Here is a 21,246-nt window from a genome sequence, read left to right as displayed (position 1 = left end):
GAACCCCCCTCGTCCGCTCAGGGGGACGTTCCGCGCAGGCCTCCGGTTCCACTGTCGAGGTAGTCCTTGAACTGCACGGTCACCGCGTGCGCGTCCGACGGCCAGTTCGGCACCGCGATCGTGCGCGTCCGGCCGTCCGTGCCGCGCGCGGTCTGGGTGACGCGGATCGTGCCGGTACCGTCGGCCCGGGCGGGCAGGTAGCTGTCGACCGCGGTCAGGAACGGCAACGTGGTGAAGGGCGGCAGCACGACGCCCGGCGTGGACGTCAGGTCGCAGTGGTCGTCGAACGCGAACGCGGCGAGGACCTGGCGCGCCTTCGGCGAGACGGCCGGTTCGAGGACGTTGACGCCGTTGAGCTCCAGCCGGTCGCCGTCGGGTTGGTCCGACCACCACTCGCGGTTGCGGACCACGGTGAGCGCGGTGTGGGTCGGGCACCGGTCGATGTTGTCGGTGATCCCGCCGGGGCGCGACACCTGCAGCCGCACGAAGCGGTCGCCGCGCTCGAACGGTTCGAAGTACGAGTGGTGGGGGAGCTGACCGTCGCGCAGCACCACCAGCTCGTAGTGGTTGCGGCCGTTGACGGGCAGCGGGCCGAACGCGCCGTCCGCGCCGGTCCGGACGCTGTGCCTGGGTCCGCCGACCCGCGCGCCGGTGCGGCTGTCGAGCTCCCACACCTGCACCACGCCCTCCACGCCCGCGTTCTGCGGGTAGTACGTCGCCCGGCCCGCGATCCGGACCAGGGCGGGCGGCTCGGGCACCACGCGGGTGGTCCACGCGGGCCTGCCGCGCAGGAACCGGTGCATGTGCGCGAAGCCGTCGGCCGACGTGGTGGTTTCGGTGTGCCCCAACGTGGTGAGGTAGACGTTGGTCGCGCCGGTGATGGAGCCGTTGGGTTGCAGGCCGCCCCACAGGGCGAGCGTCGGCACGCCGCCGGGTGGTGCGGCGCTGGACCGCCCGTCGACGTTGACGTACTTGCGGACCGACGCGGCGCGGTCGGGTGAGGCCAGGTAGGCGTGCATGACGGTCGTGCCGCGCGAGTGGGCGATGACGTCCACTCGAGACGCACCGGTGCGGGCCTTGACGGTGGAGATGAAGGCTTCCAGGCCGGCGATGGCGTGGTCGTTGGTGGGGATGCTGGTGTCGTACTCGTAGGCGTGCAGCGAGGCGTCGGGGTAGCCGTTGGTGGAGAACCGCTTGGCGTTGGACTGCCACTGCTGCGCCGAGCCCTGCTGGCCGTGCACGAAGACGACCGGGGTGGGGAGGTCGGCCTGGGCGGGTGCCGCCACGACCGTCGACACCAGTGCGGCGATCAACGCCACCAGGGGGATCCTCATCGCGTGCCTCCGATGGCGTCCGCCAGGTTCTGCCGCGCGTCGGCGGGGAGCAGGTAGCCGGCGTGCACGTTGGCGACGTCGGTGGTGACCACCCGGTGCACGTGGTCGCCGCGCCGCGGGTACAGGCGGGCCAACGTCGCCGCGTCGAACGGCACGTGCGTGCCGAACAGCCGGCAGAACGTCTCGCCGGAGTTGTCGCCGGTGTTCAGCGCCCGCGGCGCGGCGACCTGTGACAGTCGGATGCCGCCGAGGGCGAGACCCAGCTCGTCGCGCTTCTTGGTGACGCCGTCGGCCTCGAACTCCAGCGGTCGGGCGGTCGGCGGCGGTGTGCCGCGCTCGACCCACCGGCGCAGGTGGTCGTAGGACGCGGCGGTGACGTGGTGCATCGGGATCCGGCTGAACGGCGGCCGGTCGCAGTCGTAGTGCGGCGCGCCGCCGAGGTCGCGTTCGGAGATCGGCGCCCGGTAGACCTGGCCCTCGTGGCCGGAGTGCGCGGCGCCCGCGACCTCCCAGCGGCGGAACCGGTCGGTGTCGGCCGGGCGCTGCGCGGTCCGCACGTCGGTCTCCGACAGCACCTGGAAGACGGGTTCCGCGCCGACCCGCGTCGGCGCGGTGCCGACGATGAAGCCGTAGCCGTCGAACACGGGCTGTTGCTGCGGCAGGACGCGGTCGTACAGCACGGTCATCCGGGCGGCGGACTGGGACGCGCCGATGGCCAGCAACGTCCTGGTCCGCAGCCCGCCCGTGGCCGCGCCCGAGTCGATCGCGCGGCCCGCCTGGGTGAACACGTCGTAGGACAGCTCGTCGGCGGTGAACCGGCCGCCGCCGGTCACGTCCAGGGCGCCGTACCGGGCCGGGCTCCAGGTCTTGAGCTGGTCGACCCCGACCCGCTGCGCGGACACGCCGACCCACGCGTGACCGGCGCGGATGGCGGACTCCGCGTTCCACAGGGCGTCCAGGTCGTACCCGGCGGTGACGTTCTGCCACTCGACCAGCGTCGTGCCGGTGAACTCCCGGGCGTGCGCGGGGCGGCGCACGACGACCCGGGTCGTGTACGGCACGCCGGTGGCGACCTTCGTGCCGTCGAGGGCGAAGCCGTCGGCCGTGCCGGAGAGGTGGAACTCCTCTTCGACGTAGCCGGCGGCGGCGAGGTCGTCGGGCGTGGCGAAGAACGGGTAGGTGTCCTCGATCCGGTCGGCCAGCCGGTCGCCCGGCACGGTCCCGGGCAGCGGACCGACCACGCGCGGCACGGGTGCGGCGGAGACGGGTGCGGCGGAGGCGGGCGCGGACGTCGGGAGGAGCAGACCGAGCACGGCCGCGGCGAGGCCGAGGCGGTGCCAGGGGGAAGGGGACATACCGGCTCCCACAGCGATGGGGGATGGGGATCATCGCCGACCGTAGCCGGCCGCGCACGGCGCGCACCAGCACGCGGCCCGATCGTGAGACCGCTGTCGCAGCAAGGGCCGCGGGGTCGCGGCGGTCGGTGGACCGGCGGCCTCAGCGGTGCTGGAGCAGGACCGTTCGGGCGGCCGTCTCGGCCAGGTCGGGGTCCAGCGGCGCGCCGGTGAGGAGTTCCGCGTAGAGCGCCGACTCCACGATCCGCACGTACAGGAAGGCCACCTGGTCCAGGGCCGCGGTCGACCACTGCCCGCCGTCGACTTCGAGCAGGATCTCCTTCTGCGCCGACACCGCCCGCCGGTGCACCCCGCCGGACGCGTTGAACAGCACCCGCGCCGCCGTCTCCGGCTCACCGCGCAGGAACGCCCGGAACGGCCCGGCCGCGCGCAGCTCCGCCACGAACCGCCGCGTCACCTCCAGCACGCCCTCGACCCCGCCGTTCGTGCGTTCCTGCCGGGCGCGGGCCAACGACCGGTCGGCCAGCACCCACAGCACGTCGCCGAGCAGCCCGTCCCGGCTGTGCACGACCCGGTACAGCGTGGCCCGGCTGATGGCGAGGCTCGTCGCCAACGCGTCCATGTCCACCCGGCCGTGCCGCAGGAAGAACCGGCAGGCGCCGCGCAGCACCTGGTCCTGGCTCACGACCCGCCGGGTGCCGGTCGAACCCACCGCTCGCCCCCGCTCCCGCCGGCGCGCCCGTCCGGCTCACCCCGCATCATCGCGCCCACCCCGTCGGTCCGCGAGGGCCGTACCGGTGTGTGCGCCAGGTCACTAGCCGGCGACGCCGACGGCCTGGGGGCGGGCTGGTGGTGATCACGGTGGTGGCGGCGGTCGTCGTCCTCGCCGGCACGCTCCGGGCCCGGGGCTGGTGCCCTACTTCGCGGACGAGGCCGGTTCCTGGAACAGCACGGGCGGCGCGTCGCCGGCCGGACGCGGCGAGGTCGACTCCGGCCGGGGCGCCCACTCCTCGACGACGACCGGCGCCGGCTCGGACGTGACGTCCTCGACCACGACGGTCTCCACGACCGGTGCGGCGGTGGCCTGCACGGCCAGCTGCTGCTGGACCTGACCGATCCACATCAGCCACATGGCCTCGTCGCGGTGACCGCGGTACTCGGCCTTCAAGCCCGCCAACGCGCCGCGGACGCGGGCGGCGATGATGTTGTCCTCACGCACGGCGGACCAGACGGCGCGCGCGGCGGCGTCCCGGGCCTTGACCAGGAGGCGGACCTGGTCTGTCAACTCCGGTGCGGGCAGGCTTGCCCACGCCGCTGCGATTCTCTGTGCCTTGGTCACGGTGCCATCCTTGTCGAGCGGACGGCCCGCGGTGGCCGTGACGCGATGTTATCAACCTCTCGTTTTTCGAGGTCAGGCCCGGGCGCTCGGTGACGTTCGGCCACCGCGCGGCTACGTCCGGGGGTCGAGCGCGTCCCCACGTGGACCCGTGGGCCGCTCGGTGATCCACGGCACCGACCAGCAGCACGTCGAACGCGGCCCAGTCCTCAAGGTGCTCGCGCAGCCACCTCGCGACCTCGTCGGGCGCGTGTGGGCCGAGCTGGTCTTCGACGACTGAGCCCTACCGCCCGATCGTGACGCATAGGTCGCCACCCGATCGGGAAGACAGGCACGGTGGAACTCCTCGGCATCGACCCCGTGCGCGCCGCAGGCGGCATCGCCAAAGGGCTGGTCGGACTGGCCCTCGCACCGCTGGAGCAGACCGCCGTGCTGCGCCGCGACCGCCGCAAGGTGTGGTCCTGCCCGGGACGGCTGCACATCGAGGCCCACGGCGTGCACGGCCCGCGGGGCAGGCAGGTGGCCACCCGGATCGAACGCTCCCTCGAAAGCCACCCCGGGGTGCTCTGGGCCCGCGTCAACGCGCCGTCCGCCAGGGTGATCGTCGCCGTCGAAGAGCCCGCTCCACCGACGAAGGACCTGGTCGCGCTGGTGCGCCGGGCGGAGGCCGAACCCGCCACCGAGGACGAGCGCCTGGTCGAGGACGAGCTGCACCACCCGGCGGACGGCCTCAAGGGCACCCGACTGCTGCCGACCCTCGCCGCCGACGCCGCCGGCCTCGCGCTGGCCGCCCTCACGAAGATCGCGCCGTGGGCGCCGGTACCCGGTGAACTGGGCGCGTTGGTCGCCGCGGTCGACCTGCACCCGAAGCTGCGCGAACTGGCCGCCGGTCGGTTGCAGGGCCGGGAACGCGCCGACACCGCCACGTCGGTGGTCGGCGCGCTCGTGCACGGCCTGGCCTCGCGCAGCGAGGGCACGTTGCTCGACATCGCCCAACGCGTGCAGCAGTGGCGCGAGGTGCGGTCGCACGAGCAGGCCTGGTGCGAGGCCGAGTCCGAGCTGATCCACGGCCCGGACGACGCCGAGGCTGAGCCGATCGTGGTGGAACGGCCGCGCCCGTTCCCCGAAGGCCCGGTCGACCGCTACGCGCGGCAGGCGTTGGCGGCGGGTGCGGCGGCGGTGGTCGGCGCGATCCCGTTCACCGGACTCCGCCGGGCCGCCGCGCTGGGCGTGGCCAGCCTGCCGAAGGCGCCGACGGTCGGCCAGGCCGCGTTCGCCGCGCAGCTGGGCCGCGTGCTGGCCACCAGGAAGGCGCTGGTGATGGAGCGCTCGGCGCTGCGCCGCCTCGACGCGGTGGACGTCCTCGTGCTGGACGAGACCGCGCTCGGTTCGGGCCGGTCCGTGCTCGGCGACCTCGTGCCGCTGCCGGACACCGATCCCACCGAGGCCGCCGAGCGGGCGTTCGCCCTGTTCGACCCCGAGGACCCGACGGCGGTGCGCCAGGACGGCGACTGGGCCATCGGCCCGATCGACCGCCTCGCCCCGCAGGGGCGCAAGGGCGTGCGCGAACAACGCCGGTTGGCGGGCCACGCGGCGGTGCTCGGCCTGACCAGGGGCAGGCGGCTGCAGGCGGTGCTCGCGGTGGACGTCGAGACGCCGCCGGCGGTGGACGCCATCGCGGCGGCGGCACGGGAGGCCGGGCTGCGCGTGGTCGTGGCCACCGACCGCGACCACCTGCCGGTGCGGTTCGCCGACCGCCGCGTCCCGTCCGGCAAGGGCCTGGTGGGTGCGGTGCGCGAGCTCCAGGGCGACGGGCACGTGGTGATGCTCGTGTCCGACGACCGCCGGGCGCTGGGCTCGGCGGACTGCGGCGTCGGCGTGCACCGGGACGGCGGCCCGCCGCCGTGGGGCGCGCACGTCGTCGTCCGGGACCTCGACGTGGCCGTGCTGCTGGTGGAGGCGGTCCCGGCCGCACGGCGGGTCAACCGGGACGGGATCATGCTCGCCCAGGCGGCGAGCGGCATCGGCGCGGTCAGCGCGTTGAGCACGCGCGGCCCGGCACCGGCGCGAGGTGCGGCGCGCGCGGTCGACGGCGCGTCGGCCATCGCCTTCGTGGACGGCGTGTGGCGGGCGAAGCGGTTGCCGGGCAGCCGTGCCGCGGCGGTCGCGCCGGCCACCACCCAGCCGTGGCACCTGATGCCCGCGGCCACCGTGCTGGACCGGCTCGGCTCGGGCCGCGACGGGCTGGCCGAAGCCGAGGCGCAACGCAGGCAGCGCACGTCCACCGGGAGGCAGGCCGTCGGCACGAGCCTGGGCAGCGCGTTCCTGGCGGAGTTGGCCAACCCGCTGACACCGGTGCTCGCGGGCGGCGCGGCCGTGTCGGCGGCGGTGGGCTCACCGGTCGACGCGGCGCTGGTGGCCGGTGTGGTGGGCGTGTCGGCGCTGATCGGCAGCGTGCAGCAGGTCGTCACGGATCGGGCGCTGGCCACCCTGCTCGGCCGCTCGGCGGTGCGCGCCACCGTGGTCCGCGACGGCCGCGACCGCGAGGTGACGGCCGACGAGCTGGTGCGCGGCGACGTGGTGCGCCTGGCGGCGGGCGACGTGGTGCCCGCCGACTGCCGCCTGCTCGCCGGCGACGGGCTGGAAGCCGACGAGTCGTCGGTCACCGGCGAGTCCCTGCCGGTGACCAAGGACCCGGCGCCGGTGGTGGCCGCGGACCTGGCCGACCGGTCGTCCATGCTCTACGAGGGCACCACGATCGCGGCCGGTGAGGCGCTCGCCGTGGTCGTCGCGACCGGCGACGCCACGGAGGTCGGGCGCAGCATGGCCGCGGCCCGCCGCAACACGCCCACCACGGGTGTCGAGGCACGGCTGGCGGAGCTGACCCGCAAGACGCTGCCCGTCGCGCTGGGTTCGGCGGCGGCGGTCACCGGCGCGGGCCTGCTGCGCGGCGTGCCGCTGCGGCAGAGCATGGGCGCGGCGGTGAACCTCGCCGTCGCCTCGGTGCCCGAAGGGCTCCCGTTCCTGGTCAACGCCGCCCAGCTGGCCGCGGCACGCAGGCTGGCCGAGCACGGCGCGCTGGTGCGCAACCCCCGCACCATCGAGGCGCTGGGCCGGGTCGACGTGCTGTGCTTCGACAAGACCGGCACGCTGACCGAGGGCAGGCTGACCGTCAGCCGCGTCGACAACGGTCGCCGCGGCGCCGACCTCGACCAGCTCAACGACGAGCTGCGCCGCGTCCTGGCCGCCGCCGTCCGCGCCACACCCGCCGCCGACGACCCCCGCGACCTCGCCCACCAGACCGACCGGGCGGTGCTGGAGGGCGCCCGGCGAGCCCGCGTCGGCCCCACGACCGGCGCACGCGGCTGGACGCTGGTGGAGGCGTTGCCGTTCGAACCGTCCCGCGGCTACCACGCGACCGTCGGCCAGGTCGGCCGACGGCGGGTGCTGAGCGTCAAGGGCGCGCCGGAGACGGTGCTGCCGCGCTGCGACGTCGACCCGGGCGCGCTGCGGCGGCTGGAGGAGCGGGTGCGCCTGCTCGCCGGTCGTGGCCACCGGGTGCTGGCCGTCGCCGAACGCGCCGGGTTCGACGGCGACTCCGTGACCGACGACGACGTGCGCGGCATGTCGCTGCTGGGTTTCGTCGCGCTGGCCGACCCGGTGCGCGACGGCGCGCCACCGGCCGCGGCGAAGCTGCGCGAGGCGGGCGTGCGGATCGTGATGATCACCGGTGACCACCCGGCCACCGGTGAGGCGATCGCCTCCGAGGTCAACGGCGGCGACGACATGGCCGTGGTGACCGGATCGCGGCTCGACGAGCTGGGCGACGAGGAGCTGGACGCCCTGCTGCCGACGGTGGACGTGATCGCCCGCTGCACGCCCGCGCAGAAGGTGCGGATCATCGAGGCCTACCAGCGGCTGGGCCGGGTGGTCGCGATGACCGGCGACGGCGCGAACGACGCGCCCGCGATCCGGCTCGCCGACGTCGGCATCGCGCTGGGCAAGCGCGGCACGCCGGCCGCCCGTGCCGCCGCCGACCTGGTGGTCACCGACGACCGGCTGGAGACGATCATCGCGGCGCTGGTCGAGGGCCGCGCCATGTGGGCGTCCGTGCGGGAGGCGTTGGCGATCCTGCTCGGCGGCAACCTCGGCGAGATCGCGTTCAGCGTGCTCGGCTCGGCGATCACCGGCCGGTCGCCGCTGACCGCGCGGCAACTCCTGCTGGTCAACCTGCTGACCGACCTGGCGCCCGCGCTGGCCATCGCGCTGAGCCGGCCCGCCCGCGAGTCCGTGCCCGACCTGTTGCGCGAAGGCCCGACCTCGTCCCTGGGCAGCGCCCTGACCAAGGACATCACCGCCCGCGCGATCACCACCACGCTCGGCGCGACGGCGGCGTGGACGGTCGCGAGCCTCACCGGCCGCCCCCGCCGGGCGAGCACCGTGGCGCTGGCCGCGCTGGTCGGCACCCAGCTCGGTCAGACCCTGGTGACCGGCGGGCTGGACCGCTCGGTGCTCGCCGCGAGCCTCGGCTCGGCGGCGGCGCTCGGCGCGGTGATCCAGACACCGGGGGTCAGCCAGTTCTTCGGCTGCACACCGCTGGGCCCGGTCGGCTGGGGCATCGCCCTGTCCAGCGCCACCGCCGCGAACGTCCTGGGCCTGGTGCTGAACCCGCTGGTCACTCGACGTGCTGAGTGACGGTTCCGCGCACGAAGTGCCGTTGCGCCACCAGGAAGAGCAGCACCATCGGCACGGTCGCGACGGCGCTCGCGGCCAGCACCAGCTCCCACTGCTCCTCGCCGCCCTCACCGAACCGGTCCAGCACCGCCTTCAACCCGCGCGGCAACGTGTAGAGCTGCGGCTCGCGCAGGTAGATCAACGGCTTGACCAGGTCCGTCCACGCCGCCTTCAGCTCGAACACGAACACCACGACCAGCCCCGGCTTCGCCAGCGGCAGCGCCATCGAGGTGAACAGCCGCCACGCGCTCGCGCCGTCGACCTTCGCCGCGTCGAACACCTCGCGCGGCAGGCCGAGGAAGAACTGGCGCAGCAGGAAGATGTAGAACGCCGAGCCGAACAGGTTCTGCGCCCACAGCGGGATCTGCGTGGTCGCCAGGCCCAGCGCGTGCCACTCCAGGTACACCGGCACCATCGTCACCGCGCCGGGCAGCATCATGGTCGCCAGCACCACGCCGAACAGCAGGTCGCGGCCCGGGAAGCGGAACATCGCGAAGCCGAACGCCACCAGCGCGCTCGTCACCGTGGCCGCCGCGGCGGCCGCCAACCCCACCGCGACGCTGTTGCCGATCCACGTCAGCAGCGGTACCGCCTGCCACACCTCGACGTAGTTGCCCGGCGAGAACGGCCGGGGCAGCAGGGCGTTGTCGAACACGTGCGCCCGGTCCTTCAACGACGCGCTGACCAGCCACCAGAACGGGTAGCCGAACGCCAGCGTGACGACCAGCAGCGCCGCCCACAGCCCGACCCGCCTCACGACCGCTCTCCCTCGTAGTGCACGTACCGGCGCGACAACCGCACCTGCACGGCGGTGATGACCGCGATCACCGCGAACAGGCCCCACGCCAACGCCGACGCGTACCCCATCCGCAGCGACCCGAACGCCTCCTGGAACAGGTGGATCACGTAGAACAGCGCCGCGTCACCCTCGGCCGACGCCTTGGCCCGCGCGCCGAAGAACATCGCGTACGCCTCGGTGAACACCTGCAACGACGCGATCGTGTTCACCACGACGGTGAAGTACACCGTCCCGCTGATGCCCGGCAGCGTCACGTGCCAGAACTGCCGCCACGGGCTCGCGCCGTCCAGCCGCGCCGCCTCGTAGCGCTCCAGCGGCACCCTGGTCAACGCCGCCAGGTACAGCACCGCCGTGCTGCCGACCGTCCACAGCCCCATCACCACCAGGCCCGGTTTGATCCAGTCCGGGTCGGTGGTCCAGTTCGGCCCCTGGAACCCGAACCAGCCCAGGAACCCGTTCACCGCGCCGTGCTGACCGTTGAGCAGCAACAGGAACATGGCCGCCAGTGCCACCGGCGGCGTCATCACCGGCAGGTACAGCACGGTGCGGAAGAAGCCGCTGCCGCGCCCCGCCCGGCGCAGCAGGCTCGCCAGGCCCAGCGCCAGCACGATCTGCGCGGGCACGTGCAGCGCGGTGAAGAACACCGTGTTCCACAACGCCGTGCCGACCCGCTCGTCGCCCAACGCCTCGCGGTAGTTCTCCAGGCCGACGAACGCGGGCGGTTTGAGCATGTCGTAGTGCGTCAGCGACAGCCAGAGGCTGAACAGCATGGGCCCGGCGGTGAACGCCAGGAACCCGACCACCCACGGCAGCAGGAACAACCACCCCGCCCGCGACTCGCGTCGGCCGACCGTCACGGCACTACCTCCCGCCCACCCGCTTGAGCGCGCGTTCCGCCTCGCGCTGCGCCTGCTCCATCGCCTCCCGCGCGTCCTGCCGCCCGGTCAGCACGCGGTTCACCGCGCCCTCCCAGGCGCGCACCAGCTCGCTCGCGGCCGGGCTCGGCGGCAGCGCGAACGCGTCGTCCTGCAACGACAGCACCACCGGCACGCCCTGTTCGAGGATGCGGTTGCCCTTCGGGTCGAACACCTCGCGGAAGATCCGCTCGTCGGCCACCCGGTTGCCGGTGAACGTGCCGCCGTAGGGCCGCCCGGCCTTCGCCAACGCGTCCCGCCGCGCGGTGGCCGCCTTGACCCACGTCTCCGTGTCGCTCACCGTGACCAGGAAGCGGCAGGCCAGTTCCGGGTGCCGCGCGCCCTTCGGGATCGCCCACGCGTTCCCGCCCGACTCGGTCAACACCCGCCCGTCGCGGTCGGTGAACGGCGCGATCGTCACGTCGGCGTCGGGCGAGTTGGTCGCCAGCGTGTTGATGTACCAGGAGTCCATCGGCATCGCGGCCAGCTGACCGGTCACGTACTGGTTGTTCGCGCCGAACTGGTCGAACGTGTCGCGGAAGGCCTTGAACGACGCCCAGCCGCCCTGCCTGGCCACCAGGTCGGTGGTGTGGCGGACCGCCTCGACGACGCGCGGGTCGTCCAGCCGCGCGTCCGGGCCGATCAGCTCGGCGCCGTTCGCCTTGGCCCACAGCGGCAGGAACTCGGGCACCTTGGGGTCGAAGCCGATGCGCTCCACCCGCCCGTCGCCGACCCGGGCCAGCCGGTCCGCCAGCGCGGGCAACGCCGACCAGTCCGAAGTGGACAGTTGGGCGGGGTCGAGGCCGGCCGCCCGCACCACGGGGTTGTTGACGATCATCAGACGGACGCTGGAGAACTCCGGCAGCCCGTACACCCCGCCCTCGTAGGTGACCTGGCGCAGCGCGGCGTCCCGGAACCGGCCGAGGTCGACGCCGTGCTCCCTCAGGCAGCCGTCCAGGCTCTGCACCGCACCCCGGGCCGCGTACCCGCCGAGCTTGCGCCGCTCGGCGTAGACCAGGTCAGGCGGGTCGCCCGCGGCCACGGCGGACAGGAACTGCTGCTCGTCGAACGCGCCCTCGCTGATCCGCAGGTCCACGCCGGGGTTGGCCTCGCGGAACACCGCCACGCGTGCCGTCGCGTGCTCGTCGGGCAACCCGAAGCCCATGGTGACCAGCGCGTCGGGCGAACCCGACCCCAGCCCGCCGCACCCGGAGACGACCAGCGCCAGCGCCACCGCGACCAGGAGCCCCCGCATGCCCGCCTCCCCGTGCCCGACGTCGCCCGCCGATGACGTCACCGAGACGGTTCCCCGCCGCGACGGCCCGGCACACCAAGGTCGCCCGGTCGGCGCAAGGCCGGGTGGGTACCCACCGCCGACCCGGCTGGCCCGCTGCACCAGAATCGGCACGTCACGCCACACGTCACCGATCCCGGGAGGTCGGCCCACCCATGAGTCGCAGCGCACCACCCGTCGGCCGCTGGGTCCACACGTGGGTCAGCGCACCGCAGACGACGGAGCCGGACAACCTGCCGCCCGCGCCGTTCACCCGTAACGGCCTGGTGCTCGCCGACGCCACGCTCCGGCAGACCGCACGCGTCTCGATCGGCGGTGAACGGCTGCGGCTGCGGTTCTCCAACGCGTTCGGCGGTGCGGCACTGCCCATCACCGCCGTGTCCGTGGCGCGGCCCGTCGACGGCCGGGCCGGGGTCGGCGCGGTCGAGCCGGGATCGGCCCGCCCCGTCACGTTCCACGGCCGCACGGCCGTCGTGGTGCCGGTCGGGGCGCAGGTGGTGTCGGACCCGCTGGACTTCCCGGTCGCGCCGGAGTCGGACGTGACCGTGACGGTGTTCCTGGCCGACGGGCAGGCGTCCGAGCTGGTCACCTCGCACCCCGGCTCCCGGACGACCTCCCACCTGCTCGCGGGCGAGCACGTCGAGGCCGACGACCTGCCGGGCGCGTCGACCACCGACCACTGGTACTTCCTCAGCGGCATCGAGGTGTGGTCGCCACCCACCGCCTCGGCCGCGGTGGTGCTGGGCGACTCGCTGACCGACGGCCGGGGCTCCACCACCAACGGCAACGACCGCTGGCCGAACCGCCTGTCGGCCCGGCTGCGGGCGCACCCGGCCACCGCCGACGTGGCCGTGCTCAACCAGGGCACCGGCGGCAACCGCGTGCTCAGCGACGGGATCGGCCCGAGCGCGCTGGCCAGGCTGGACCGCGACGTGCTGGCGCAGTCCGGGGTGGCGTGGCTGGTGGTGTTCGAGGGCATCAACGACATCTGCACCGCCGACGCCACGCCCGTCGCGCAGAAGCAGGTGGTGGAGGACCTCTGCGCCGCCTACGAGCAGATCGTGGTGCGCGCCCACGCGCACGGCATCACGGTGTACGGGGCGACGCTCGCGCCGCTGGGCGGCAACGGCGCCTACGACGACGAGGGCGGTCACCGCGACGCCGCACGGCAGGCGGTCAACGAGTGGATCCGCACCAGCCGGGTGTTCGACGCGGTGCTCGACTTCGACGCGGCGGCACGTGACCCGCGGGAACACCGGCGACTGCGCGCGGCCTACGACGAGGGCGACCACCTGCACATGACCCCGGCCGGCTACCAGGCGCTCGCGGACGCCGTCCCGGTGGAGCTGTTCACCCGGCGCGCGTGAGGCGGCCCGGAGCGCCGAGGCGTTGCCACGCAAAAGTTTCGTAGCCGCCGCTGTCGAAAGTGGACGTACCCGACCGTCTCGTTTCCTTGCCCGGAAAGTGAACCCGACATAGGTTGGAGCTGTCACCGCGGCCGGACCGGAGGGAACCCGTTCATGATCGACGTGCACCCGGCGTGGCTGCCCTCCTCGGCGTTCCGGTCGATCGGCTCGCGGCGGGTCCGGGTCGTCGGCGCCGGACCGGTCGTCGCCACCGTCCGCGACGAGGTCGGGGCGGCAGTGGGCGAGCACGGCGGCGCTCTGGTCGACGACGGCCCGGTGGACCTGGAACTGGTGTGCGGGCCCGAGGACGGCGAGGCCGACCCCGAGGCGTTCCTGGTGGGACGCGCGGGCACGACCACCTCGGTCCGCGCGATCGACGGGGTCGGCCTGCTCTACGGCCTGCACCACGTGGTGCGCCTGGGCGAGGCGGCGTTCACCGGCGAGGCGGCGGCGCAGCGGCACGCGCCCAGGCAGCCGATCCGGATGCTCGACCACTGGGACAACGTCGACGTGCACCCGGTGATGGGCCAGGTCGAACGCGGGTACGCGGGCGGCTCGATCTTCTACGCCGACGGGGTCGTGCGCGCCGACCTGTCCCGGGCACGGGCCTACGCGCGGCTGCTCGGCTCGATCGGCGTCAACCGGGTGGGTCTCAACAACGTCAACGTGCACCGCACCGAAGCGCGGCTGCTGACCGACCTGCTGCCGGACGTGGTGCGGCTGGCCGAGGTGTTCCGCCCGCACGGGATCAGGGTGCACCTGTCGGTGAGCTTCGCCGCGCCGATGACGCTCGGGGGCCTGCCCACGGCCGACCCGCTCGACCCGGCCGTCCGGGACTGGTGGGCGCGCACCACGGCCGAGGTCTACGCCGCCATCCCCGACTTCGGCGGGTACGTCGTCAAGGCCGACTCGGAGGGCCAACCCGGCCCGTTCGCCTACGGCCGCAGCCACGCCGACGGGGCGAACGCGCTGGCCCGCGCCCTCGCGCCGTTCGGCGGCACGGTGTTCTGGCGCGCGTTCGTCTACGACCACCACCAGGACTGGCGTGACCGCTCGACCGACCGCGCACGTGCCGCGCACGACCACTTCGCCCCGCTGGACGGCTCGTTCGACCCGAACGTGGTGCTGCAGGTGAAGGCCGGACCGGTGGACTTCCAGGTGCGCGAACCGGTGTCCCCGGTGATCTCGTCGATGCCGCGCACGGCGCTCGCGGTCGAGTTGCAGGTGACCCAGGAGTACACCGGTCAGCAGAAGCACGTGTGCTACCTCAACCCGCTGTGGCGGGAGATGCTCGGCTTCCGACCGTGGGGCGGGGGCGGGGGCGGGCCGACGGTGGCGGACGTCGCCGCGGGCCGTGCGGACGCGCCCGCCGGCGGTGTGGTGGCGGTGTCCAACGTCGGCGACGACCCGTTCTGGACCGGGCACCCGTTGGCGCAGGCCAACCTGTTCGGCTTCGGCCGGCTCGCGTGGGACGAGCGGCTCGCGCCGGAGGCGGTGCTGGACGAGTGGATCGGCCTCACGTTCGGCGAGGGGTCGACCGCGCGCGAGGCGCTGCACGACATCATGGACGGCTCGTGGCTGACCTATGAGCGCTACACCGCGCCGCTCGGCGTCGGTTTCATGGTCAACCCGGGCGACCACTACGGGCCCGGGGTCGACGGCTACGAGTACTCGCCGTGGGGCACCTACCACTTCGCCGACCGCGACGGCATCGGCGTGGACCGCACGTGCGCCACGGGCACCGGTTACACCGGCCAGTACCCGGCGCCGTGGCGCGACCTCTACGAGTCCGTCGAGACGTGCCCGGACGAGCTGCTGCTGTTCTTCCACCACGTGCCCTACGGCCACGTCCTGCACTCGGGGACGACGGTCGTCCAGCACATCTACGACACGCACTTCGCCGGCCACGAAGAGGTGTCCCGGATGGTGGCGACGTGGGCGTCGCTGGACGGGCTCGTCCCCGACGCGGTCTTCGGCCGCGTCACCGAGCTGCTGGCCGAGCAGCTGCGGTGCGCGACCGAGTGGCGTGACCAGGTGAACACGTACTTCCGGCGCAAGTCCGGCGTGCCGGACGCCCGTGGCCGCCTGATCTACTGACGGATCACCAGCACCGCCGTCGGTGCCAGCTCCAGCGGCTCGCCGGCCCGCAGCACCCGCCCGTCCAGCAGGCTCGTCCCGTCGACCGGGCACTCCACCCGACGGGCGGGCCCGTGGTTGAGCACGAACAGGTGCCGCGCCCCGTCGGGTGAGACGCGTTCGGCGACCTCGACGTCCGGCACGTCGCCGAGCGGCCCGACCAACCCGTGCTCGTCCAACGCCGCACGCACCACGGCGGCCACCCCGGCGTCGTCGAGCAACGTCGCGACGTACCAGGCGCCGCCACGCCCCCGTGCCGCCCGGGTCACGGCGGGCGTGCCGGCGTAGAAGTCCGCGCCGTAGGTGCCGAGCACCTCCGCGTCGTCCGGCACGACCACCTCGAACACGTGCCGCGCGTCGTGCTCCGCGCCGAACAGCGCCACCGGGTTCACCACGTCGGGCTGCTGGGCGTCGGTCTCCTCGACCCGCAGCCCGAGCAGCGACGCGAACGGCCCCGGCACGTCGGTCGGGAACGCGTTGTCGTCCTCGTCCACCCGACCGGACAGCGCCGTGGTCACGAACGTGCCGCCACCCTCCACCAGCGCCGCCACGCGTTCGGCCAGGTCGCCCTTCACCATGTGCAGCAACGGCGCGACGACCACGTCGTACCCGGAGAGGTCGGCGGTCACCGGCACCACGTCCAGCGGGACGTTCGCCTGCCACAGCGCCCGGTGGCAGGCGGTCAGCACCTCCAGGTAGCGCACGTTGCGGTTCGGTCCGTCGGACATCTCCACGGCCCACCAGCTGTCCCAGTCGACGAGCAGCGCGACCCGCGCGGGCGTGCGACCGCCCAGCAACGCGCCACCGACCCGGGCGAACTCGGCGCCGACCTCGGCGACCTCCCGGAACACCCGCGTGTCCGTGCGGCCCGCGTGGTCGAGCACCGCGCCGTGGTACTTCTCGCACGCCCCGCGCGACTGCCGCAGCTGGAAGTACAGCACCGCGTCCGCGCCGTGCGCGACCGACTGCCACGACCACAGCCGCAGCACACCGGGCCGCTTGACCGGGTTCACGTCCCGGCTCGCGGTGACCGACGGGGTCTGCTCCATGACCCAGAACGGCTCGCCGCCACGCAGTCCGCGCATCACCCCGTGCGCCAACGCCATCCGCGCGGCCGTCCGCGACGACGAGCGGTCCTCCGGCGGGTAGTTGTCCCACGACGCGAAGTCCAGGTGCGGCGCCCACCGGTGGTAGTCGACCGGCTGGTACAGGCCCATCATGTTCGTCGTCACCGGCGTGTGCGGCGAGTGCTCGCGGATGGCCGCCTTCTCCGCCAGGAACCCGCCCAGCAGCGCGTCGGACGTGAACCTGCGGTAGTCCAGCGTGATGCCCTGGAACGCGGTGTGGTTCGGCCCGCGCCAGTGCTCGGACAGCGCGTTCGGCGGCTCGACCTCCGCCCACGCGGTGAACGTGTGCGACCAGAACGTGGTGTTCCACGCGGCGTTGAGCCGGTCGAGGTCGCCGTAGCGCCGGCGGAGCCACTCGCGGAACGCCTCGCCGCACGTCGGGCACCAGCACGCGCCGCCGTACTCGTTGCCGACGTGCCACGCCACGACCGCCGGGTTGTCCCCGTACCGCCGCGCCAGCCGCCCCGCGAGCTCCGCGGAGAGCCTGCGGAAGTCGGGCGAGGACGGGCAGGCGTTGTGCCGCTGCCCGTAGACGTGCCGCCGTCCCTCGAAGTCGACGCGGCACACGTCCGGGTACTTCCGCGCCAGCCACGGCGGCATCGCGCCGGTGGGGGTGGCCAGCACGATCCGCATGCCCTCGGCCGTCGCGCGTTCCACGATCGCGTCCAAGGTCGAGAAGTCGTAGCGGTCCTCGGCGGGTTGGAGGTGGGCCCACGCGAAGACGCCGACGGTCACCGTGTCGATCCCGGCCAGCGTGAACGCCGCGTAGTCGTCGTCCCAGACCTCGCGGGGCCACTGCTCGGGGTTGTAGTCGCCGCCGTAGCCGATGCCGGGCGCGGTCTGCCGGGTCACGCGGTGAACCTCTCGGTGGCGTCGCGCAGCACCGGGTCGGCGTTGCGCAGGAGCAGGAGGGTGAACGGCGAGGCGAGCAGCGCGAGCACCCAGTCCGAGGTCAGCACGACGAGCCCGCCCGCGGCGATGATCAGCGACAACGCGCCGAGCGCGCTCGCCGGCCGCGCGGCGAGGTAGTAGGACGCCAGGCGCGCGGTGTCACGGGTGCGCAGCGAGAGCGTGGACGACAGCACCAGCGCCTGGGTCGACCAGACCAGCACGGCCACCGCGACCACGACCAGCACCAGGCCGTACCCGGCGGGCACGCCGGCCAGGTCCAGGTTCGCCAGGCTGAAGCCGATCACGGTGAGCACCGCCAGCGCGGGCAGCCACCAGCGCAGCACGTCGAGCCAGTTGAGCCGGTAGCCGCGGCGGAAGTGCCGGGCGGGGGAGAGGTCGCGGTCGTGGAGGAACACCCGCCACGCGTAGACGGCGGCCGACAGCGCCGGGCCCACGGGGGCGAAGCACAGCCCGATGAGCGGCGCGTTGCCCGCGCTGCGGTCGAGGAACAGCAGCGCGAGGAACCCGGGCGCCGTCGTCAGCACGAGCATGACCTCGATGACGAGGAACCAGTACACGACGGACGCGATGCGCGACAGGATGCCCGCGCCGATCTCGGCGGCGGGATCACCCCGTCGTTCGGCGGACACCGTCACAGCCCCTCGTGCGGCGCCACGAGCCGGCCGTCGGACGCGCCGAGCAGCCGCCGGTCGTCCAGCCCCTCGTGCTCCTCGGCGTGCACCGGCGTGAGCTCTACGAACGTCACCTCGTGCCGCGCCAGCGCCAGGTCCAGCCCGACCCGCCCGTCCATTACCGCTTCCGACCGGTGTTCCACGGCCGGCCGCGCGCAGTCGCGCAGGACGTCGAGCGTGCGCAGGTCGGGGGAGCGGGGTCGGCCGAGCTCGCGCCACGCGCCGAACGCATTGCCGTCGTGCTCGTTGACCCGCTCACGGCGGACGAACGCGCGCGAACCGCTCATCGGGACCGAGAGCCGCACGTCGTGCCGCTCGGGCGCGTCCGGACCGTCGGTGCCGCCGACCGGCTGCCAGGCCAGCACGGTGACCCGGCCGTCGTCGGACGAGCACACCAGGTGGTCCTCGCCGCGCGCCAGCACGTGGGTGCCCATGCGGGCCATGAACGCGTAGAGGTGGTAGGTCGGCTTCGGCACCTGCCGGTGCGTGAGCAGGCCGAAACCGCCGTGGAACAACGACGTCGGCACGTCGACCTCCTCGAAGACGTCGCAGAACGTCCAGTAGGAGTACGAGTCCACCAGGTCAGTGCCTCCGGTGAGCACCGGGGCCAGGTAGGCGGCGTGGTAGGCGGTGTCGTGGATCGGGTTGTCCGGCCGGTAGGAGCTGTTGTACTCGGTGATGTGCACCGGCAGCCCGGCCAGCGCGGTGCCCGCCAGGTGCTTGCGCGGCGCGTCGAACTGGTCCAGCAGCCGCTGGGGCGCGGTGAGGGTCTGGTAGGTGCCGAACGGCACGGGTTGCGCCGGGCCGGACGAGTAGGCGTGCCTGCTGACGAAGTCGATCGGCACGTCGCGGCGGGTGACGAACTCGGCGAACGGCTCCCACCACTCGTCCGAGCCCGGTGAGATCGCCGGACCGCCGACCTGGAGCCCGGCGTCGACGTCCTTGACGGTCCGCGCGGTGACCTCGTACAGCCGGAAGTAGGCCTCCTGGTCGGCGTCCTTCCAGAAGTTGACCAGGTTCGGCTCGTTCCACACCTCGATCGGCCAGGTGCGGACCTCGTCGACGCCGTAGCGGTCCACGAGGTGGCGGACCACGGCGCGGACCAGCGCGGCCCACTCGTCCCAGTCCTTCGGCGGGGTGATGTTGCCCTTCCACCAGAACACCGTGTCGTCGCCCGAGGCGAGCGCGGTCGGCATGAACCCCAGCTCCACGAACGGCCGGATTCCCAGCTCCAGGAACCGGTCGAAGACCTGGTCCACGTAGGTGAACGAGTAGCGGGTCACCCCGTCCTCGGACCGCCGGTGCACGCCCATGTCGTCGGACAGCAGCCCGTGGCCGCGGATGTAGCGGAAGCCGATGTCGCGCTGCACGCGGGCCAGGGACTCCTGGTAGTCCGCGCGCAACGCGAGGTTGAGCCTGCCGGTACCCACGCAGTGCCGCCAGGACTCGGCGAGGCGGCCGATCGGCTCGCCGGGGACGGTGACGCGGTTCAAGTGCCCTCCCATGACCCCGTCGGGTCGAGTCGGTCGATGCGGCGGGTCCGGCCACGGCGCGACGCCGTGGCCGGACCGCTCGATCAGCCGTTCTTCTCCTTGTAGCGCTTGTGAGCGCCGTTGACCAGCTCGACGAGGTCGTTCGAGCCCTTGGCCTCCAGCTCCTTGACGTAGGCGTCCCACGTGGACAGGTCGCGCTGGCCGAGGATGAACTGCAAGGTCGACTGCGTGACGAAGTCCTTGAGCGGGCTCTCCAGCAGCGCGGCGCGCTCGCGCTCGTCCTCGTTCAGCGGCGCGGGCGGAGGCAGCGCCTCGACCTTCTTGTCGGCCATCGTCTTCTGGAAGGCGACCTCCTCCTCGGTGAACATCGACTGCAGCAGCTCGGTGGCGCCGCCGTAGTAGAAGACACCGCCCTGGAAGCCGAAGTCGCGCTGGAGGTTCTTCGGCGCGCCGACGTTCATGCCGCCGAACGCCACCTCGGGCTTGAGCGTCCGCTTACCCGACGAGTCCTTGTCGTAGGTCGTGCCCTTCACGCCCCACTTGGTGAACTCCTGCGCCTCGTCGGAGTACCAGAGCCAGTCGATGAACTGCATCGTCGCCACGAACTTGTCGCTCTCGACCGCCTTCGCCGACACCATCAGGCCGCTCTCCAGGCGCGAGCCGCGGATGACGTTGCCCTTGGGCCCGGCGGGCAGCGGGATCTTCGCCACCGTCGCGCCGGGGATCTTGGAGACGTTCGGCCGGTAGTCGTTGACGATGTTCTGCGCGTTGCTGCTGATCGCGAACGACTTGCCGCTGGCGAACTTCTGGATCGCCGCGTCGTCCTTCTGCGTGAAGCTCTCCGGGTCCATCAGACCTTCGGCGACGAGCTTGTGGAAGTACTCGATCAGCTCCTTGTACTCCGGGGTCGCGCCGGTGAACTCGTACTTCTGCGCGGACTCGTTCCAGATCGTGTTCCTGACGTAACCCCAACCGGCCTGCGTGCCGAAGGTCTGACCGGCGTAGTTGAGGATCGACTTGGCCTCGAAGCGGTCCGACAGCGGGTAGCTGTCCGGGTTCGCGGCCTTGATCGCCTTGAGTACGGTGTAGACCTCGTCCCAGTCCTTCGGCGCCTCCAGGTTCAGGCGCTTGAGCTCGTCGGTGCGGAACGCCAGCGTGTAGTCCTGCCACACCTTCTCGTGCATGCCGGGCAGCACGTAGAACTTGCCGTCCTCCTGGCGCAGGGTGTTCAGCTCGGGCTGGAGCTTCCACCTCTCGACCTTGTCCTTGAAGTGCGGCATCAGGTCGATGTAGTCGCTCACCGGGAGGATCGCGCCGGAGGAGACGAACTGCTCCTCCTGACCCGGGTAGGTCTTGGAGATGATCGTCGGGGCGTCACCCGAGCTGATCAGCAGACCGCGCTTCTGGTCGTAGTCGCTGTAGGGCACCACCGTCGGCTTGATCGTGACGTTGGTCCGCTGGGTGATCTCCTTCCACAGCAGCCAGTCGTCCTTGATCGGGTAGTGGGACTGGTCGAGGTAGAGCACGCCCACGTCGACCGGCTCGGTGGCCTTGAACTGCGCACCTGCCTTGTAGTCGGCCATCGACGCGGTCTTCTTGCCGTCGAGGTTGACGCCGCTGCCCGGGTCCGCGCCTTCCTCGCTGCACGCCGCCACGCTGACCACGAGGCTGCCGGCCACGAGAGTCAGAAGCGTGCGCTTCCATTTCGTTCGCATCGTGCTCTCTCCTCAGGTGT

15 protein-coding genes are annotated in these 21,246 nt (G+C 73.0%); 4 read left to right on the top strand and 11 right to left on the bottom strand.

Going from position 1 to position 21,246, the window contains the following annotated elements:
* Positions 1–17 precede the first annotated feature (17 nt).
* The 4 genes from AB0K14_RS33920 to AB0K14_RS33905 form a co-directional block, all read right to left on the bottom strand.
* Complete coding sequence (locus tag AB0K14_RS33920) at positions 18–1,334, bottom strand: hypothetical protein (RefSeq protein ID WP_360465378.1); 1,317 nt, start codon at positions 1,332–1,334, stop codon at positions 18–20.
* Positions 1,331–2,689, bottom strand: a complete 1,359-nt coding sequence (locus AB0K14_RS33915; RefSeq protein WP_360465381.1) for an alpha/beta hydrolase domain-containing protein — start codon at positions 2,687–2,689, stop codon at positions 1,331–1,333. Before AB0K14_RS33915 ends, AB0K14_RS33920 begins: the two co-directional genes overlap by 4 nt.
* Before the next feature lie 142 nt (positions 2,690–2,831).
* On the bottom strand, positions 2,832–3,374 hold the full coding sequence (locus AB0K14_RS33910; protein WP_360465384.1) for a QsdR family transcriptional regulator: 543 nt from the start codon (positions 3,372–3,374) through the stop codon (positions 2,832–2,834).
* A gap of 231 nt (positions 3,375–3,605) precedes the next feature.
* Positions 3,606–4,028: a hypothetical protein gene (locus tag AB0K14_RS33905; RefSeq protein ID WP_360465386.1), complete on the bottom strand. Its 423-nt coding sequence runs from the start codon at positions 4,026–4,028 to the stop codon at positions 3,606–3,608.
* Between the two features lie 148 nt (positions 4,029–4,176).
* Here AB0K14_RS33905 and AB0K14_RS33900 point away from each other — a divergent pair, with 148 nt between their 5' ends.
* Both AB0K14_RS33900 and AB0K14_RS33895 read left to right on the top strand, forming a co-directional pair.
* On the top strand, positions 4,177–4,305 hold the full coding sequence (locus AB0K14_RS33900) for a hypothetical protein (RefSeq protein ID WP_360465389.1): 129 nt from the start codon (positions 4,177–4,179) through the stop codon (positions 4,303–4,305).
* Between the two features lie 56 nt (positions 4,306–4,361).
* A complete protein-coding gene (locus AB0K14_RS33895; RefSeq protein ID WP_360465391.1) occupies positions 4,362–8,720 on the top strand; it encodes a cation-transporting P-type ATPase in 4,359 nt (1,452 codons plus the stop codon).
* Here AB0K14_RS33895 and AB0K14_RS33890 read toward each other — a convergent pair.
* From AB0K14_RS33890 to AB0K14_RS33880, 3 genes are read right to left on the bottom strand one after another with little or no spacing between them, the layout of a single operon-like run.
* Positions 8,701–9,516, bottom strand: coding sequence for a carbohydrate ABC transporter permease (locus AB0K14_RS33890; RefSeq protein ID WP_360465393.1), 816 nt, complete (start codon positions 9,514–9,516; stop codon positions 8,701–8,703). The genes AB0K14_RS33895 and AB0K14_RS33890 overlap by 20 nt on opposite strands.
* Positions 9,513–10,415 (bottom strand): sugar ABC transporter permease, encoded by a 903-nt coding sequence (locus AB0K14_RS33885; RefSeq protein WP_360465396.1) that lies wholly within the window; start codon positions 10,413–10,415, stop codon positions 9,513–9,515. Before AB0K14_RS33885 ends, AB0K14_RS33890 begins: the two co-directional genes overlap by 4 nt.
* A 4-nt stretch (positions 10,416–10,419) precedes the next feature.
* On the bottom strand, positions 10,420–11,727 hold the full coding sequence (locus tag AB0K14_RS33880) for an extracellular solute-binding protein (RefSeq protein WP_360465399.1): 1,308 nt from the start codon (positions 11,725–11,727) through the stop codon (positions 10,420–10,422).
* A 194-nt stretch (positions 11,728–11,921) separates the two neighbouring features.
* Between AB0K14_RS33880 and AB0K14_RS33875 the strand changes: the two genes are divergently transcribed.
* Positions 11,922–13,133, top strand: coding sequence for an SGNH/GDSL hydrolase family protein (locus AB0K14_RS33875; RefSeq protein ID WP_360465401.1), 1,212 nt, complete (start codon positions 11,922–11,924; stop codon positions 13,131–13,133).
* 153 nt (positions 13,134–13,286) lie between these two features.
* A complete protein-coding gene (locus AB0K14_RS33870) occupies positions 13,287–15,269 on the top strand; it encodes an alpha-glucuronidase (protein WP_360465404.1) in 1,983 nt (660 codons plus the stop codon).
* Here the strand turns inward: AB0K14_RS33870 and AB0K14_RS33865 are convergent.
* The 4 genes from AB0K14_RS33865 to AB0K14_RS33850 form a co-directional block, all read right to left on the bottom strand.
* Positions 15,263–17,287 carry a beta-galactosidase gene (locus tag AB0K14_RS33865; RefSeq protein WP_360465407.1) on the bottom strand — a complete coding sequence of 675 codons (2,025 nt, stop codon included), beginning with the start codon at positions 17,285–17,287 and terminating at the stop codon, positions 15,263–15,265. The two genes, AB0K14_RS33870 and AB0K14_RS33865, sit on opposite strands and share 7 nt — an antisense overlap.
* Positions 17,284–17,976: a DUF624 domain-containing protein gene (locus AB0K14_RS33860; protein WP_360465410.1), complete on the bottom strand. Its 693-nt coding sequence runs from the start codon at positions 17,974–17,976 to the stop codon at positions 17,284–17,286. The genes AB0K14_RS33865 and AB0K14_RS33860 overlap by 4 nt, the downstream gene beginning before the upstream one ends.
* A gap of 2 nt (positions 17,977–17,978) precedes the next feature.
* Positions 17,979–19,511: a xylan 1,4-beta-xylosidase gene (locus AB0K14_RS33855; RefSeq protein ID WP_360465413.1), complete on the bottom strand. Its 1,533-nt coding sequence runs from the start codon at positions 19,509–19,511 to the stop codon at positions 17,979–17,981.
* An 83-nt stretch (positions 19,512–19,594) separates the two neighbouring features.
* Positions 19,595–21,190 (bottom strand): extracellular solute-binding protein, encoded by a 1,596-nt coding sequence (locus tag AB0K14_RS33850; protein ID WP_360463814.1) that lies wholly within the window; start codon positions 21,188–21,190, stop codon positions 19,595–19,597.
* Positions 21,191–21,246 lie beyond the last annotated feature (56 nt).

Origin of the sequence: Actinosynnema sp. NPDC050801 (assembly GCF_040673975.1) — a bacterium.
GTDB lineage: Bacteria > Actinomycetota > Actinomycetes > Mycobacteriales > Pseudonocardiaceae > Actinosynnema.
This window is presented reverse-complemented; position numbering and strand designations above follow the sequence as displayed.